The organism is Escherichia sp. WS1450, from assembly GCF_046487395.1.
In the GTDB taxonomy this organism is placed as follows: domain Bacteria; phylum Pseudomonadota; class Gammaproteobacteria; order Enterobacterales; family Enterobacteriaceae; genus Escherichia; species Escherichia coli.
The window spans coordinates 276,848-291,787 of record NZ_JBJQJO010000003.1; the positions used below are offsets into that span (position 1 = coordinate 276,848).

Below are 14,940 nucleotides of genomic sequence, written 5' to 3' on the forward strand. Positions count from 1 at the left end.
TAGCCGGGGTCATTTTTTAGTGGCTTTTGCCACCCACGCTTTCAGTACTTCTACGTCGTGACGCCACTCTTCTTTCATCTCTTCAATCCATTCACCGACGTTATCTTCCCAGGCGGGAAGGTCAGGAGACTGAATTTGCTGACCCAGCTGTTGCAGATGGCGTAACCCCACTGACCCCGCCGCACCTTTAATTTTATGTCCTTCCTCAACAATGCCTTTTTTATCCTGCGCCGTCAGATTCGACTCCAGCACGCTGACATAGCCCGGCATCATCTTCTCAAACACCGCTAACCCGTCGGTGATCAGCTTCGGTCCTACAAGTTCGAGATACTGTTCCAGCATGGGAATATCGAGCAATGCTTCTGATTTACTGTTCTCTTCTGTCGTCACCGTACTTTCCTCATCATCCTGGGTATCCCAGAATTTCTTGATCATCGCGGTTAGCGCCGGAACAGAAAGCGGCTTACTCAGCACATCATCCATTCCAGCATTGAGGTACTCTTGCTTGTCTTTCAGCACGTTAGCGGTTAAGGCCACCAGCGGCGGTAAATCCTCGCGCGGATAACGCTTCGTCAGTTCACGAGAGATATCCAGCCCGGTCATATCTGGCAACTGAATATCCAGCAATACCAGGTCGTATTCGCCCGGTTTAAACATCTCCAGCGCCGCCTTGCCGGTCATGGCGACATCAACGCTGTTACCTAATTTTTCCAGCACAGAACGCGCGACAATCACGTTCAGTTCAATGTCTTCCACCAGCAGCACATTCAGCGCCGGTAAAGGCATATCGTCTTCATCAAACGCATCATCGACCTCTTCAGCCACCGACGGTGCGTGGATCGTCAACGTAAAGGTAGAACCTTTGCCCTGTTCGCTGGTAACCGTAATATCGCCGCCCATATTTTTCGCCAGACGACGAGAAACGGCCAGACCAATACCGGTGCCGGTGGCAGGTTTACCGCCATGACTGTCTTTCACCTGGTAATACATGGCAAAGATTTTATCCAGCTCATCCTGCGGAATGCCGATACCAGAGTCTTCCACTTCAAAATGCAGCATATCGCCTTCATCGTAGCGCACGCGCACGGTAACCTGGCCTTGCTGGGTGAATTTGACGGCGTTACTGATGAGATTCCACAGGATCTGCCGTAAACGCGTCCCGTCGGTAATGACCTGATGCGGTAATGGCAGCGTAGGCTCCAGGTTAAAGCGCAATCCTTTTTGTTGCGCCTGCAAGGCGGAGAGATTTTCCAGATCGGCAAGGAAGCTGGTGAAATCAACCGGCTGATTATCAAGCTGGACCTTACGCCGTTCCATCTTATCCATGTCGATAATATCGTTGAAGATATTCCCCAGCGTGACGGCCGAAACATGGATGGTTTTGAGATATTTTTCCTGCTCGGCGGTGAGTTCGGTATCCAGCAGAATGCGGCTCAGGCCGACGATACCGTTCAGCGGTGTACGCAATTCGTGACTGATGGTGGAAATAAACGTCGTTTTGTCGCGGCTGGCGCGTTCAAGTGCATCCTGATACCGCTTACGCTCGGTAATGTCGCGACCAAAGCCCATCAAACCGTGACGTTTACCCACGCGGTCGTAGTACGGCACTTTACGGATTTCAAAGCAGGCTTTGCGTCCGTCGGGATAATCCAGCCACTGCTCATAGGTCAGTGACACATTATGACGGAACACTTTTTCATCGGTTTCAATGACTTTCGCAGCGGCTTCCGGTGAGTAAACATCAGCAGGTTTCAGGTGAACCAGTTGTTTTTCGCTTTTTCCGGTCAGCAGCTCCATCGCGCGGTTACAGCCGGAAAACTCTTTATCTTCGTTACGATAAAAAACCAGGTCGGGTGAAGCATCAAGGAAGGAACGTAAGAATGAGGATTGCTGCTCGAGCTGAATTTGTGTCTCTTCGCGCTCTTTGATTTCAATTTTCAGTTGGCCGAAGGTTTCCTGCAGTTCTGCTTCCGCTTTTTCACGAACGGCGATTTCCTGATTTAGCTGGGCAATATTATCTTTTAACTGAACGTTGAGGCTCAAATCGCGCTCGCGCATCTCCTCCAGTTTTTGCACCAGCCGTGACAGACGTTGCCGTGACTCCTCCAGTTGCTCGACGACCACCGATAGAAAGTAGACCGCCCACGGCGTAATCAGCAAACCAAAGAAGATAGAACGAATAACATCAATGCTTTCGACCTGACCATGCAGCACCATGGTTACCGCCATTTGTACCACAATGGCAAGAACGACGAGGGCCAGCGCCAGCAACATTGAGAAGCGCACCAGACCTAACTTCATCATCAGGTCAACATAATACTGCGCCAGCAGACGAATTTGCTTCATTAGGGAATTCCTTCACGACAACCTGCCCCAATAATACCCAATTCTGACAGTTACGTTATAAATTGTGTGAGAAATGCGGAATTCCCCTCAATGGCCTACTCCGTTGGAGGTAGCCACGGACGTCCCAGCGCCGATCCCTGTACGCCATGTTCATTCAGATAACGATCCAGCTCGACCATTCCCGTCCATCGATTTTCGCACCACAGCGGAGCAAGTAACGTCGGGCGACGGGCGCTGGCGGAAATGCGGTGGTAGATCACTTCCGGTGGCGTATGGCGAATCATTTCTCCGGCAGTGAGCGTGTAATCCTCCAGTTCAATACCATTCAAACGCCCCGCTTCCCAGGCTTTCGCCATAATGCTGCCTTTTACTATATGCAGCGGATGCAGCTTTATGCCGTCCACGCCGGTTTCAACCACTCGCTCCAGCGTTTGCAAACATTCAGCCTGCCCTTCGCCAGGCAGGCCGACAATTAAGTGAGAACACACCTTCAGCCCGCGCTCACGCGCCAGCTGCGTCGTGCGCTGATAGCAGGCAAAATCATGACCGCGATTAATGCGATGTAGCGTTTTGTCGTGGGCGGTTTGTAGCCCCAGCTCCAGCCACACTTCGTAGCCCTGGTCTTTATATTCACAAAGCAGATCCAGCACTGCATCCGGCACGCAGTCCGGGCGGGTACCAACACACAAACCGACAATATTGGCCTGGCTCACCGCCTGCTGATACATAGAACGCAGCACCTGAACTTCCGCAAAGGTGCTGGTATACGCCTGAAAGTAGGCCAGATAGCGTTTAGCGCGGTTAACTAAATTCGCCTGGTGCGCCAGTTGTTCGGCAATGGAACGATGTTGCTGCGCTTCATCGGCAAACGAGGCAACATTACAGAATGTGCAGCCACCACGCCCGATGGTACCGTCACGGTTAGGGCAGCTAAAACCACCGTGCAGCGTCAGCTTATGCACCTTTTGCCCATAACGACGGGTGAGATCACCACCAAACATATTGACTAATTTCTGTAACTGCATAATCTGATAGACCGCGCCTTGAAAAGAGGCCAAAGCCTGCCATTTTTAGCCCAATTCGGCGATGACCTGGATCAATCGTCCCGGCCTGCTTTTATCAACTGCATAATCAATCAAAATTACCGAAATTTCATGCACAATCACATAAATCACTTTTGCTTATCTTGTGTCAGATTTTTTTATCTCCTTATGGATTTTAGGCAAAAACAGTAGCATGAAACGTTATTACCAATTAAGGCAGTATAAAATGCTGGTTTTCTCGTCAGTTCAAGGCAGGATAAGGGTTAACACGCCTTTATGACAGTCAGGAATTGGCTGTTTCTCTAACGACGCCCCTTTTAGCCTTAAATAGAAAATCCACTTTAATTTCAGATAATTAATAAAGAATTTTGCGCTAAAGCACATTTCTGTACCAATAAGCTTGCCATTTGACCTGTATCAGCTTTCCCGATAAGTTGGAAATCCGCTGGAAGCTTTCTGGATGAGCAGCCTGCTCATCATATTTATGCAGTAATTGAGATCCCCTCTTCACCGTATTAACCGATGCGAAAAGGACAACAAGGGGGCGAATGCGAGGCGCGCGTATGACACGCAACCCCCGTCGCCACGCTCTTTCTGTGCCCGTGCGCAGCGGTTCGGAAGTGGGGTTCCCGCAGAGCCTGGGGGAGGTTCACGATATGTTGTACGATAAATCCCTTGAGAGGGATAACTGTGGTTTCGGCCTGATCGCCCACATAGAAGGCGAACCTAGCCACAAGGTAGTGCGTACTGCAATACACGCACTGGCCCGCATGCAGCACCGTGGCGCGATTCTCGCCGATGGTAAAACCGGTGACGGTTGCGGCTTGCTGTTACAAAAACCGGATCGCTTTTTTCGCATCGTTGCGCAGGAGCGCGGCTGGCGTTTAGCAAAAAACTACGCCGTCGGGATGCTATTCCTGAATAAAGATCCTGAACTCGCTGCTGCCGCACGCCGCATCGTTGAAGAAGAGCTGCAACGCGAAACGTTGTCGATTGTGGGCTGGCGTGATGTCCCCACTAACGAAGGCGTGCTGGGTGAAATCGCCCTCTCCTCTCTGCCACGCATTGAGCAAATTTTTGTGAACGCCCCGGCAGGCTGGCGTCCGCGCGATATGGAGCGCCGTCTGTTTATCGCCCGCCGCCGCATTGAAAAGCGTCTCGAAGCCGACAAAGACTTCTACGTCTGTAGCCTGTCGAATCTGGTGAACATCTATAAAGGTCTGTGTATGCCGGCGGATCTGCCGCGCTTCTACCTGGACCTCGCGGACCTGCGTCTGGAATCGGCCATCTGCCTGTTTCACCAGCGCTTTTCCACTAACACCGTACCGCGCTGGCCGCTGGCGCAGCCGTTCCGCTACCTGGCGCATAACGGTGAAATCAACACCATCACCGGCAACCGCCAATGGGCGCGTGCGCGTACCTATAAATTCCAGACGCCGCTGATCCCTGACCTGCACGACGCCGCGCCGTTCGTCAACGAAACCGGCTCTGACTCCAGTTCCATGGATAACATGCTGGAACTGCTGCTGGCAGGTGGGATGGATATCATCCGCGCCATGCGTCTGTTAGTACCACCCGCCTGGCAGAACAATCCGGATATGGACCCGGAACTGCGTGCCTTCTTTGACTTTAACTCCATGCATATGGAGCCGTGGGATGGCCCGGCGGGCATCGTGATGTCTGACGGTCGTTTTGCCGCCTGTAACCTCGACCGTAACGGTCTGCGTCCGGCACGCTATGTCATCACCAAAGATAAGCTCATCACCTGCGCCTCTGAAGTTGGTATCTGGGATTATCAGCCTGACGAAGTGGTCGAAAAAGGCCGCGTCGGGCCAGGCGAACTGATGGTTATCGACACCCGCAGTGGGCGCATTCTGCACTCGGCAGAAACCGATGACGATCTGAAAAGCCGTCATCCATATAAAGAGTGGATGGAGAAAAACGTCCGCCGACTGGTACCGTTTGAAGATCTGCCCGATGAAGAAGTAGGTAGCCGCGAACTGGACGACGACACACTTGCCAGTTACCAGAAACAGTTTAACTACAGCGCGGAAGAGCTGGACTCCGTAATTCGCGTACTGGGCGAAAACGGTCAGGAAGCGGTCGGTTCGATGGGCGACGACACCCCATTCGCCGTGCTCTCCAGTCAGCCGCGCATTATTTACGACTACTTCCGCCAGCAGTTTGCCCAGGTGACTAACCCGCCAATCGACCCGCTGCGTGAAGCGCATGTTATGTCGCTCGCCACCAGCATTGGTCGTGAAATGAACGTCTTCTGTGAAGCAGAGGGCCAGGCGCACCGTTTAAGTTTTAAATCGCCGATTCTGCTCTATTCCGATTTCAAACAGCTCACGACGATGAAAGAGGAGCACTACCGCGCAGATACACTGGATATCACCTTTGACGTCACTAAAACCACGCTCGAAGCGACGGTCAAAGAGCTGTGCGACAAAGCCGAAAAAATGGTACGTAGCGGCACTGTGCTGCTGGTGCTCTCCGACCGGAATATCGCTAAAGATCGCCTGCCGGTTCCGGCTCCGATGGCGGTTGGCGCGATCCAGACCCGTCTGGTCGATCAAAGCTTGCGTTGCGATGCCAACATCATCGTCGAAACCGCCAGCGCCCGCGATCCGCACCATTTCGCCGTGTTGCTGGGCTTCGGTGCGACGGCTATTTATCCGTACCTTGCCTATGAAACGCTGGGCCGCCTGGTAGACACCCACGCGATTGCCAAAGATTATCGTACCGTGATGCTCAACTACCGTAACGGCATCAACAAAGGCTTGTACAAAATCATGTCCAAAATGGGCATCTCCACCATCGCCTCTTACCGCTGCTCGAAACTGTTTGAAGCGGTCGGTCTGCACGATGATGTCGTAGGCCTGTGCTTCCAGGGCGCGGTTAGCCGCATTGGCGGGGCGAGCTTTGAAGACTTCCAGCAGGATCTGCTGAATCTGTCGAAACGTGCCTGGCTGGCGCGCAAGCCCATCAGCCAGGGCGGCCTGCTGAAATACGTGCACGGCGGCGAATACCACGCCTACAACCCGGACGTGGTGCGCACACTGCAGCAGGCGGTACAAAGCGGCGAGTATAGCGACTATCAGGAATACGCGAAGCTGGTTAATGAGCGTCCGGCAACCACGCTACGCGATCTGCTGGCAATTACGCCGGGTGAAAACGCAGTCAACATTGCCGATGTTGAACCGGCAAGCGAACTGTTTAAACGCTTCGATACCGCTGCGATGTCTATCGGCGCGTTAAGCCCGGAAGCCCACGAGGCGCTGGCTGAAGCGATGAACAGCATCGGCGGCAACTCTAACTCCGGTGAAGGTGGTGAAGATCCGGCGCGCTACGGCACTAACAAAGTGTCGCGCATCAAGCAGGTGGCTTCTGGTCGCTTCGGCGTTACTCCGGCGTACCTGGTCAATGCTGACGTCATTCAGATTAAAGTCGCCCAGGGTGCGAAGCCGGGCGAAGGCGGTCAGTTGCCGGGCGACAAAGTCACTCCTTACATCGCCAAACTGCGCTATTCGGTGCCCGGAGTGACGCTGATCTCCCCGCCGCCGCACCACGATATCTACTCTATCGAAGACTTAGCGCAGCTTATTTTCGACCTCAAGCAGGTTAACCCGAAAGCGATGATCTCCGTGAAGCTAGTTTCCGAACCGGGAGTAGGCACCATCGCGACTGGCGTGGCAAAAGCTTATGCCGATTTAATCACCATCGCAGGCTATGATGGCGGCACCGGCGCAAGTCCGCTTTCATCGGTGAAATATGCAGGCTGTCCGTGGGAACTCGGCCTGGTGGAAACCCAACAGGCGCTGGTTGCCAACGGTTTACGTCATAAAATTCGTTTGCAGGTTGATGGCGGCCTGAAAACGGGTGTCGATATCATCAAAGCGGCGATTCTCGGCGCAGAAAGCTTCGGCTTCGGCACTGGCCCGATGGTGGCGCTCGGCTGTAAATATCTGCGTATTTGCCACCTGAACAACTGCGCCACGGGTGTAGCAACTCAGGATGACAAACTGCGTAAGAATCACTATCACGGCCTGCCGTTCAAGGTGACGAATTACTTTGAGTTTATCGCACGTGAAACCCGCGAGCTGATGGCACAGCTGGGGGTAACGCGTCTGGTGGATCTGATTGGTCGCACCGACCTGCTGAAAGAGCTGGACGGTTTCACCGCCAAACAGCAGAAACTGGCGCTGTCGAAGCTGCTGGAAACTGCCGAGCCACATGCAGGTAAGGCACTCTACTGCACCGAAAACAACCCGCCGTTTGATAACGGCCTACTGAACGCGCAGTTGCTGCAACAGGCAAAACCGTTTGTCGATGAACGCCAGAGCAAAACCTTCTGGTTCGATATCCGCAACACCGACCGTTCTGTCGGCGCATCGCTTTCAGGCTATATCGCCCAGACGCACGGCGATCAGGGGCTGGCTGCCGATCCGATCAAGGCGTACTTCAACGGCACCGCAGGCCAGAGCTTCGGCGTGTGGAACGCGGGCGGCGTGGAACTGTACCTGACCGGTGATGCCAACGACTATGTCGGTAAAGGCATGGCGGGCGGCTTAATCGCCATTCGCCCTCCGGTTGGCTCAGCCTTCCGCAGCCATGAAGCAAGCATTATCGGCAACACCTGCCTGTATGGCGCGACCGGAGGTCGTCTGTATGCCGCAGGCCGCGCGGGTGAACGTTTCGGCGTACGTAACTCCGGTGCTATCACCGTGGTAGAAGGCATTGGCGACAATGGCTGTGAATATATGACGGGCGGTATTGTCTGTATTCTGGGTAAAACCGGCGTGAATTTCGGCGCGGGTATGACCGGAGGCTTCGCTTACGTTCTCGATGAAAGCGGCGATTTCCGCAAACGCGTTAACCCGGAACTGGTCGAGGTCTTAAGCGTTGACGATCTGGCGATCCATGAAGAGCATCTGCGTGGTCTTATCACCGAGCATGTTCAGCATACTGGCTCTCAGCGTGGTGAAGAGATTCTGGCGAACTGGTCAACCTTCGCCACTAAATTTGCGCTGGTTAAACCGAAGTCCAGTGATGTAAAAGCACTGCTGGGTCACCGTAGTCGTAGCGCAGCAGAGTTGCGCGTGCAGGCGCAGTAAGGGGTAGCAACAATGAGTCAGAATGTTTATCAATTTATCGACCTGCAGCGCGTTGATCCGCCAAAGAAACCGCTGAAGATCCGCAAAATTGAGTTTGTTGAAATTTACGAGCCGTTTTCCGAAGGCCAGGCCAAAGCGCAGGCTGACCGCTGCCTGTCGTGCGGCAACCCATACTGCGAGTGGAAATGCCCGGTACACAACTACATCCCGAACTGGCTGAAGCTCGCCAACGAGGGGCGTATTTTTGAAGCGGCGGAACTGTCGCATCAGACCAATACCCTGCCGGAAGTGTGCGGACGTGTCTGCCCGCAAGACCGTCTGTGCGAAGGTTCCTGCACCCTGAACGATGAGTTTGGCGCAGTGACCATCGGCAACATTGAGCGTTATATCAATGATAAAGCGTTCGAAATGGGCTGGCGTCCGGATATATCTGGCGTGAAACAGACCGGTAAAAAAGTAGCGATTATCGGTGCAGGCCCGGCGGGTCTGGCGTGTGCGGATGTGCTGACGCGCAACGGCGTAAAAGCGGTTGTCTTCGACCGTCATCCGGAAATTGGCGGATTGCTGACCTTCGGTATTCCGGCTTTCAAGCTGGAAAAAGAGGTAATGACGCGCCGCCGTGAAATCTTCACCGGCATGGGTATTGAATTCAAACTCAATACCGAAGTGGGCCGCGACGTACAGCTGGACGATCTGCTGAGTGATTACGATGCCGTGTTCCTTGGCGTCGGGACTTATCAGTCAATGCGCGGCGGGCTGGAAAACGAAGACGCCGATGGCGTGTACGCAGCGCTGCCGTTCCTTATCGCCAACACCAAACAGTTAATGGGCTTTGGCGAAACCCGCGAAGAACCGTTCGTCAGCATGGAAGGCAAACGCGTGGTGGTACTTGGCGGTGGCGACACTGCGATGGACTGCGTGCGTACGTCTGTACGCCAGGGAGCGAAGCACGTTACCTGTGCCTATCGTCGTGATGAAGAGAACATGCCAGGTTCCCGCCGCGAAGTGAAAAACGCGCGAGAAGAAGGTGTAGAGTTCAAATTCAATGTCCAGCCACTGGGGATTGAAGTGAACGGTAACGGCAAAGTCAGCGGCGTAAAAATGGTACGTACCGAAATGGGCGAACCGGATGCCAAAGGCCGTCGCCGCGCGGAGATCGTGGCAGGTTCCGAACATATCGTTCCGGCAGATGCGGTGATCATGGCGTTTGGTTTCCGCCCACACAGCATGGAATGGCTGGCGAAACACAGCGTCGAGCTGGATTCGCAAGGTCGCATCATCGCCCCAGAAGGCAACGACAATGCCTTCCAGACCAGTAACCCGAAAATCTTTGCTGGCGGCGATATCGTCCGTGGTTCCGATCTGGTCGTTACCGCCATCGCCGAAGGTCGCAAAGCGGCAGACGGCATTATGAACTGGCTGGAAGTTTAAGCTCTGTCCCAGCGCCGCCTCCTCAGAAAAGAGTCGGCGCTGAAATTCTCCTTTCGTTCTGGAAAGCGCCTCGCATAATCTGAAGAAAACCAATGTAATACGCACATCTGGATTGTTACCGGCAGATGCCCGGCGTATAGCTGATTCCATTATTCAACACTGCGCCATATTAAGGGACAGATAATGGAATCGCTCTCAGAAGGAACCACAGCAGGCTACCAGCAAATCCACGACGGCATTATTCATCTGGTCGATAGCGCCCGAACGGAAACGGTACGTAGCGTTAACGCGTTAATGACCGCGACGTACTGGGAAATTGGCCGACGAATTGTCGAATTTGAACAAGGTGGCGAGGCCAGGGCTGCGTATGGTGCGCAGCTAATCAAGCGACTATCAAAGGATTTAAGTCTAAGGTATAAGCGTGGGTTCTCTGCAAAAAACTTACGCCAAATGAGGCTTTTTTACCTCTTTTTTCAACATGTTGAAATTCGCCAGACAGTGTCTGGCGAATTAACACCATTGGGAATGCCGCAGACACCGTCTGCAGAATTCCCATCGGCAAAGATTTGGCAGACGCTGTCTGCCAAATCTTTCCCCCTGCCCTGGTCCACCTACGTCCGTCTACTTTCCGTTAAAAACGCTGACGCCCGCAGCTTTTATGAAAAAGAGACGCTCCGCTGTGGTTGGTCTGTCCGCCAGCTAGAGCGGCAAATTGCGACCCAATTTTATGAGCGAACACTACTGTCACATGATAAATCAGCCATGCTGCAACAACACGCTCCTGCCGAGATGCATATTCTTCCGCAACATGCGATACGCGATCCCTTTGTGCTCGAATTTCTGGAGTTGAAAGATGAATACTCAGAATCTGATTTTGAGGAGGCGCTGATCAACCACCTGATGGATTTCATGCTGGAACTTGGGGATGATTTTGCCTTTGTTGGTCGGCAGCGAAGGTTACGCATTGATGACAACTGGTTTCGGGTCGATCTGCTGTTTTTCCACCGCCGTTTACGCTGCCTGCTAATCGTCGATCTAAAAGTGGGCAAATTTAGCTATAGCGATGCCGGACAGATGAATATGTATCTCAACTACGCCAAAGAGCACTGGACGCTACCGGATGAAAATCCGCCCATCGGTCTGGTTCTCTGTGCAGAGAAAGGAGCCGGAGAAGCACATTATGCTCTGGCAGGTTTGCCTAACACCGTTCTGGCGAGCGAATATAAGATGCAACTACCTGATGAAAAACGACTCGCGGATGAACTCGTTCGAACACAGGCGGTGCTGGAGGAAGGCTATAGACGCCGTTAATTTCAGCGGTTTCGAATTCTGCAGACAGTGTCTGCAGAATCTTTAAAACGAACTAAGTTTTAAGCCATTAAATCAGCCTTAACCTTCACCACAACCTTTTTAATCTCATCAGGTTCGCCGACAACGCATCCTGGTTTATGCGGTTCTCCCGGCATAAACACGGCGAACATTCCCGGTTTTAAGATGATGACTTGCTCGTTCTCAATGGCGCTGCAAAGCTGGTAATCATCCTCATGGTGGAACTCTTCACACTGACGCGCAGTGCCTGCCGTGCCAAACAGAATCCGTTCCTCACCGTTTAATAACAGCTGGATATCAATGTATTGCTCGTGCAGCTCCGCTTTTTTCTCAACGGGCGATTGAGTGTTAAACGTCATGACATTCATAAAGATATTGTCGCCCTGTAATTCGTAACGACCCGGTGCTTTTTCTTGCGGCCTGGCGGCTAAGGCTAGTGTTAACGCGTCCTGTAACGCAGGATGCAATCCGGCAGACGGTAATGACTGTACTTCACCCATCATCATAATTTTTCTCCCTGGGCCAACAGCGCAGCCCCAAGTAAACCTGCATCGTGGCGGTAGTGCGCCGCCAGTAAATCAACATGAAATGCCGCTGGCTCCTGCGCCAGATACGTTTCCACCAGCGCCAGATACCCCTCTGCCAGACCAACGCTGCCACCGACCACCACGCACTGGCAATCAGTTGTGGCTTTAATATCAGCGATCAGCCTTGCAAGCGTACGTGCGGAACGGTGAATCAGTTGCTGCGCCTGCTCATCGCCCTGCCTAGCGTGCGTGAAAATAGTTTTCGCATTCGCACCAGCCAACTCCCCTTGCGCCGCCGCCGCAATGCCGCGACCAGAAGCAATCGCCTCCACGCAACCTGTGCGTCCACAGCCGCAGACTGGACCATGCGGATCGGCAAGCGTATGCCCGATGTGCCCCGCCAGACCTCCAGGGCCGGTAAGCAGTTTGCCGCCGCTCACTACACCGCCGCCGACGCCAGTGGAAACGGTGATAAACACCATCTCGGTTATATCGCCTTCCAGCGCCTGATACTCCGCCCATGCTGCGGCCTGCGCGTCGTTAATGGCAATGGTCGGCAAATCGGTAAGCTGCTCCAGTGTTTTAACTAACGGAAAGTGTAGTAATCCACCGAGATTATGCGGATTTAGCGCCAATAAGCTGCCGTCGCGAATAATTCCGGTTGAAGCGATAGCAACCCGCTGCGCATGAACTTGCAACGGAGAGACTAATGCGGATAAGGCATCACGCAAGGCTTCTGGTGTCTGGCTGGCTGGCGTAGGAAGTTCACGACGATCGCGGATCTGCCCGTCAGCGCCAATCAGCGCGGCGGCAAGTTTAGTACCGCCGATATCTATCGCCAGCGTGGTCATAGCACCGCCTTTTTCATCGCTGTGTTGTACCACTGACAAATGTGTTCAAGACGCGTAATGGCAGAACCGACCGTCACCGCCCACGCGCCGTGGCGCATCGCATCTGCCGCCTGAGCAGGCGTGTTGTAACGCCCTTCGGCAATCACCCGACATCCGGCGTCGCTCAACGTTTTCACCAGCGCCAGATCCGGCTCTTCTGGCGTTTCAGGCGTGGTATAGCCAGAAAGCGTAGTGCCAATAATTTCGGCTCCCAGCTTTTGGCATGCCAGGCCGTCTTCCAGCGTTGAGCAGTCGGTCATCGCCAGTAAACCGTGATGGTGAATACGTGCCAGCAGCGTTTCAACAGGCACCGGACGCGGTCGGTCAGTGCCGTCAATGGCGATAATGTCAGCGCCCGCCTGCGCCAGCGCATCAACATCTTCAATATAGGCCGTGATGCGTACCGGAGAATCCTCCAGATCGCGTTTCACAATCCCGATAATTGGCACGCTCACCACCGCACGCGTGGCTTGCAGATTTGCCACACCTTCAATGCGAATGGCAACCGCGCCCGCCTGTTCTGCCGCTAATGCCATGGCGGCGACGATTTCGGGTTTATCGAGCGGGCTGTCCGGAACCGGCTGGCAGGAGACAATCAGGCCACCGTTAGCAGCGATTTTTTGATCCAGTTGTGCAAGTAACGACATACATCTTCCCTTAGCGAAAGGCCCGGTACAGAGACCGGGCAACAGGATTAACTTTTGGTTTTGACTAAATCGTTTTTGGCGCGGCCAAATGGCACGGCACCGCTAAATGGTTTGCCGTCGATAGCGTCATGAGTACGCAATGCTTCCGGACGCAGCCAACGCTGAACGCGGGAAGGCATATCCAGACCAATCAGCAGGATCACCACAAATGTCAGACTGAACGAGAGCGATGCCAGCGCAGTACCCAGATCCAGACGTTGAGCGATCAACGCGCCGATGATTGGGGCCAGTGCACCGCCCAATGCGCCGACGTTGTAGGTAAAGCCCAGGCCCGCTGCACGCTGGTCGGTATCGAAATAACCGCCAATCAGTTTCGGTAAGATCCCGGCGATCCCTTGTCCAAGCATTTGCTGGAAGAACAGTAACAGACCGAGCACCCAGACGTTTGCGCCGCCAATCGCAAATACCGGAATAATCAGCAGCTGCGAGGCCAGCAGGCTACAAACGTACGCTTTGCGGGTTCCCAGCCAGTCACCGAGGAAGCCACCTACGCAGCATCCCACCGCCGCGCCAAAGCCACTAAAGAACAGCACATTGGCGACAGTATGCGGGTTATAAGCCAGATCGGTTTTCAGATACGTTGGCAGCAGCGCCTGAATCGGCCATGAGTAGAGGAAAGCAAACAACACGACCACCATCAGCATTACGCCCGTTGGCCAGCGTTTGCCCGTACTTTGCACCATAAAGCTGATAAAGATTGCGGCGCATAACAGCCCAAGAACAGCGACGATCGCGGCATTTTGCAGGTTACCGGCGAAGCAAAACCATAGCGCAGTAGCCGCCGCCAGTGTCATTACGATATTGGCAATGCGATGTTCACCACGGTAGAGAATATCTACCATCGTGCGTACTGGTGCTTTACCAGCATGTTTCTCTTTCCAGTCTTCCGCTTCCGGGATGTTTTTACGCAGCCAGAGAGCAAAGATGATTGGCAAAATGCCGATAAAGAACAGCGCACGCCAGCCCCAGACCGGAACCACCAGGCTATAGACCTGAGCGGCAACGACGGCCCCCACAGAGAAGCCGGAAATCAGAAAACCACTGGCTTTATTACGCAGATGTTTTGGCCAGCTTTCAATGACATAGGTGGCGCTGGAACCGTATTCACCCGCCATCCCCATGCCGATGACCAGACGAGCGATAAACATGGTGATGTAGCCTGGCGCAAAGCCGCAGGCCAGCGTCCCGGCCGAGAAGAGAACGATGCTGGTGACCATTGCCAGACGACGCCCGTAGCGGTCACCCATAGCGCCGAGCATCAGGCCGCCGAACCAGCGAGAGATAAAGGCTGCGGAGATCAGACTTGCCGCCTGCACCGTCGTCAGCCCGAATTCACCTTGTACTTCGGTGAGTACCAGGGCGATTAAAACGAAATCAAAACCGTCAAGCAGATATCCCAACCAGGCAGCGGAAAATGCCCGCCATTGTGCGCGGTTGAGATGGCGATACCACGGGATATTCTGGATTGTAGTACTCATTGTGAGTCTCCCGCGGTGGGCGATGCCCACACGCTTTGGTATGAAAATTGTAGGGTACAGATGCGTTTATTT

At 53.8% G+C, this 14,940-nt stretch carries 9 protein-coding genes; 3 read left to right on the plus strand and 6 right to left on the minus strand.

Going from position 1 to position 14,940, the window contains the following annotated elements; translation table 11 throughout:
- Nucleotides 1-9: 9 nt before the first annotated feature.
- Both arcB and ACJHYR_RS05595 read right to left on the minus strand, forming a co-directional pair.
- Nucleotides 10-2,346, minus strand: coding sequence for an aerobic respiration two-component sensor histidine kinase ArcB (arcB, locus tag ACJHYR_RS05590; RefSeq protein ID WP_000809774.1), 2,337 nt, complete (start codon nt 2,344-2,346; stop codon nt 10-12).
- Nucleotides 2,347-2,441: 95 nt separating this feature from the next.
- A complete protein-coding gene (locus ACJHYR_RS05595; protein ID WP_001306030.1) occupies nt 2,442-3,371 on the minus strand; it encodes a TIGR01212 family radical SAM protein in 930 nt (309 codons plus the stop codon).
- A gap of 674 nt (nt 3,372-4,045) precedes the next feature.
- On the opposite strand from ACJHYR_RS05595, the gene gltB reads away from it, so the two are divergent.
- From gltB to ACJHYR_RS05610, 3 genes are all read left to right on the plus strand, one after another.
- The gene (gltB, locus tag ACJHYR_RS05600) at nt 4,046-8,506 is read left to right on the plus strand and encodes a glutamate synthase large subunit (RefSeq protein WP_000965039.1); all 4,461 of its coding nucleotides are present in this window, start codon (nt 4,046-4,048) and stop codon (nt 8,504-8,506) included.
- Nucleotides 8,507-8,518: 12 nt separating this feature from the next.
- On the plus strand, nt 8,519-9,937 hold the full coding sequence (gene gltD, locus ACJHYR_RS05605) for a glutamate synthase subunit GltD (RefSeq protein WP_001521405.1): 1,419 nt from the start codon (nt 8,519-8,521) through the stop codon (nt 9,935-9,937).
- A 183-nt stretch (nt 9,938-10,120) separates the two neighbouring features.
- Entirely contained in the window at nt 10,121-11,248 is a 1,128-nt protein-coding gene (locus tag ACJHYR_RS05610) for a YhcG family protein (protein ID WP_001586299.1), read from the plus strand.
- Nucleotides 11,249-11,307: 59 nt separating this feature from the next.
- On the opposite strand, the gene nanQ is transcribed toward ACJHYR_RS05610, so the two are convergent.
- The 4 genes from nanQ to nanT are packed head-to-tail and all read right to left on the minus strand — an operon-like array spanning nt 11,308 to nt 14,868.
- On the minus strand, nt 11,308-11,772 hold the full coding sequence (nanQ, locus tag ACJHYR_RS05615) for an N-acetylneuraminate anomerase (RefSeq protein ID WP_000979890.1): 465 nt from the start codon (nt 11,770-11,772) through the stop codon (nt 11,308-11,310).
- Nucleotides 11,769-12,644, minus strand: coding sequence for an N-acetylmannosamine kinase (nanK, locus tag ACJHYR_RS05620; RefSeq protein WP_000209038.1), 876 nt, complete (start codon nt 12,642-12,644; stop codon nt 11,769-11,771). The genes nanQ and nanK overlap by 4 nt, the downstream gene beginning before the upstream one ends.
- Nucleotides 12,641-13,330: an N-acetylmannosamine-6-phosphate 2-epimerase gene (locus ACJHYR_RS05625; protein ID WP_001306034.1), complete on the minus strand. Its 690-nt coding sequence runs from the start codon at nt 13,328-13,330 to the stop codon at nt 12,641-12,643. Before ACJHYR_RS05625 ends, nanK begins: the two co-directional genes overlap by 4 nt.
- A gap of 47 nt (nt 13,331-13,377) precedes the next feature.
- Nucleotides 13,378-14,868: a sialic acid transporter NanT gene (gene nanT, locus ACJHYR_RS05630; RefSeq protein WP_000108262.1), complete on the minus strand. Its 1,491-nt coding sequence runs from the start codon at nt 14,866-14,868 to the stop codon at nt 13,378-13,380.
- Nucleotides 14,869-14,940: the final 72 nt, after the last annotated feature.

Bases quoted from the DNA above. Each gene is read 5' to 3' on its own strand.
- nanQ (WP_000979890.1), bottom strand. From the start codon at position 11,772: ATGATGATGGGTGAAGTACAGTCATTACCGTCTGCCGGATTGCATCCT.
- ACJHYR_RS05625 (WP_001306034.1), bottom strand. From the start codon at position 13,330: ATGTCGTTACTTGCACAACTGGATCAAAAAATCGCTGCTAACGGTGGC.
- arcB (WP_000809774.1), bottom strand. From the start codon at position 2,346: ATGAAGCAAATTCGTCTGCTGGCGCAGTATTATGTTGACCTGATGATG.
- nanK (WP_000209038.1), bottom strand. From the start codon at position 12,644: ATGACCACGCTGGCGATAGATATCGGCGGTACTAAACTTGCCGCCGCG.
- gltB (WP_000965039.1), top strand. From the start codon at position 4,046: ATGTTGTACGATAAATCCCTTGAGAGGGATAACTGTGGTTTCGGCCTG.
- ACJHYR_RS05610 (WP_001586299.1), top strand. From the start codon at position 10,121: ATGGAATCGCTCTCAGAAGGAACCACAGCAGGCTACCAGCAAATCCAC.
- ACJHYR_RS05595 (WP_001306030.1), bottom strand. From the start codon at position 3,371: ATGCAGTTACAGAAATTAGTCAATATGTTTGGTGGTGATCTCACCCGT.
- gltD (WP_001521405.1), top strand. From the start codon at position 8,519: ATGAGTCAGAATGTTTATCAATTTATCGACCTGCAGCGCGTTGATCCG.
- nanT (WP_000108262.1), bottom strand. From the start codon at position 14,868: ATGAGTACTACAATCCAGAATATCCCGTGGTATCGCCATCTCAACCGC.